Below are 1,638 nucleotides of genomic sequence, written 5' to 3' on the forward strand. Positions count from 1 at the left end.
ACGACCATGACCGATACCGACACGCCCGCACTAGCAAGCTAAAACCCCAAACGAGAGGAAAACGCCGTTACACCACTACAAGGGACTTGACCCTGCGGGGCCAAGGCAGCTCGAGGTACTCTCCTGCTTTTTTGCGATTCCGATGACCTCGTTGACCCACATTGGGTCGCTGAACTTACGCGCGCGGTTCGTACGACACCAGGGTTGCTCGTAGCGGGCCGACTCCACCACCAGCGGTTCAATCGCCCCGAGGTGCGCTATGCCTACCATCTACCGGACGAACCCTCCGTCTCGGAGATCCTCGGCTCCGCTGCAACAGTCGAAGAAGCTGGCCCCTTCGCCGGTTACCTTCCTTCAGCCCCCGGGGGGAATTTCGCAATCGAACGGGAGCTCTACCTCAATCTCGGAGGTATGAATCCCAACTTCCCGGGTGGGTCGGAAGAAACCGACTTCTCGTGGCGGGCACAACGGGCGGGAGCTCGCGCGGTTTCGGCCCCCAAGGCGATAGTTCATTACCGGCTGAAGTCGGACCCACGTGGGATCTACCGTCAGCAGCGAATTCAGCAACGCGCACGGATTTACCTCTGGACCCTGCACGGCAAGTACGGCATGACCGGCCCATCGTGGAAATATTCCCTCGAACATTCCCTCCGGGACCTTATCGCGCTGGCAACCTTGCGGGGCAATAGAGCGAAGAAGCTCCGTGCAGCGTACGATCTCGGAGGCTCAATCGGTGCGCTCGAGGGAATGATTAAGTACCGGGTCCTGGCTAAAACTCCAGTACTAGGGCGCCGCAAGCGCGACTCTCACGCACAGGACTCGCCACGCGCAAGCTGATCAAGGTCCGTGAGCTTGCGTTGCAAGCTCTCAGGACGAGAAATGCTGAGGTCCGTACACATTGCGTGCAGGCGGTGATGCCAGTCCACGTACTCCGCAGCGTATCGACGGATCTGCAGATAGCGTTCTTTCGTGTATTCGCCAAGCGCTCCTATGATCTGGTCGAGTCCGGCGCTTGGATCGTCTGGTGGCACGCAGATACGAGCGCATTCCGGGACGACGATCTTCGCCGATTCAGTATCGGGGACAACGCCGGCCACCATGCAGCCGGCGGCTATTGCGTCGGTCCACCGGCCCGTGACATATTCGCGCTCCGGGTGAGTGTACGAAACCGAATGGACCGCATTAGAGAAAGCTAAGACGACCTTCGCGCTGCCATATGCATCGAGGGCAAACTGATAGGTTTCGTGATCGTCACGACCAAACGGCGGTCGAGGGGCGAAAGATAACGAGCTCTCGTGCCGTTTCAGCAGTGCGTATGTCTGGTCATCGTCGTCCCAGCTATCGGGCTGCCGGCCCATTCGCAGAAGATCCACCGTTTTTTGCTCCCACGACACGCGCGCGTTCAGCACATCTGAACCCCAGGGAAGCACTCCGACAGGCGAGACGGCGCGTTCACTCCAGGGCTTCTGGTCTGCGGCGTCGGTGACGTACAGGCGTGTAAACCAGCCACGTATGGAGGCGACGCGCGGAATCCGCTCATGCCAGAAGGTCAAGTCCCTTGTAGTGGTGTAACGGCGTTTTCCTCTCGTTTGGGGTTTTAGCTTGCTAGTGCGGGCGTGTCGGTATCGGTCATGGTCG

1 protein-coding gene and 1 pseudogene are annotated in these 1,638 nt (G+C 59.5%); one reads left to right on the top strand and one right to left on the bottom strand.

Annotation, left to right across the window (positions count from 1 at the left end; translation table 11 throughout):
• Window positions 1-105: 105 nt before the first annotated feature.
• Window positions 106-837: pseudogene (locus BSZ39_RS15195) on the top strand (glycosyltransferase family 2 protein); the annotation flags it as partial.
• Here the strand turns inward: BSZ39_RS15195 and BSZ39_RS12740 are convergent.
• On the bottom strand, window positions 807-1,638 hold an 832-nt coding region (locus BSZ39_RS12740; protein ID WP_222842973.1), incomplete at its 5' end, for a hypothetical protein. The pseudogene BSZ39_RS15195 and the gene BSZ39_RS12740 sit on opposite strands and share 31 nt — an antisense overlap.

This window comes from Bowdeniella nasicola (assembly GCF_001907295.1).
Lineage (GTDB): Bacteria > Actinomycetota > Actinomycetes > Actinomycetales > Actinomycetaceae > Bowdeniella > Bowdeniella nasicola.